We start from the raw sequence: 285 nt of genomic DNA on the forward strand, positions 1-285 counted from the left end.
TGCTGCGCGCGGCCGACCTGCTGGCCGGGCCGTGGCGGGACACCCTCAACGCGGCCACGATCCTCGGCCAGTCGAAGTCGGTGCAGCAGGCGGAGATCGACTCGGCCTGCGAGCTGATCGACTTCCTGCGCTTCAACACGCACTTCGCCAGGCGGCTGCTCGCCGAGCAGCCCGAGTCCAGCCCCGGCATCTGGAACCGGTTCGACCACCGGCCGCTGGACGGCTTCGTCGTGGCGGTCACTCCGTTCAACTTCACCGCGATCGCCGGCAACCTGCCGTTGGCGC

At 70.2% G+C, this 285-nt stretch carries 1 protein-coding gene; it reads left to right on the forward strand.

All coding sequences use genetic code 11. The annotated features are described in order from the left end of the window. Positions 1 to 285 (forward strand): aldehyde dehydrogenase family protein (locus F0L68_RS41985; protein ID WP_149855499.1); only part of this gene is annotated, 285 nt, incomplete at both ends.

Origin of the sequence: Solihabitans fulvus, from assembly GCF_008386585.1 — a bacterium.
Taxonomy (GTDB): domain Bacteria; phylum Actinomycetota; class Actinomycetes; order Mycobacteriales; family Pseudonocardiaceae; genus Solihabitans; species Solihabitans fulvus.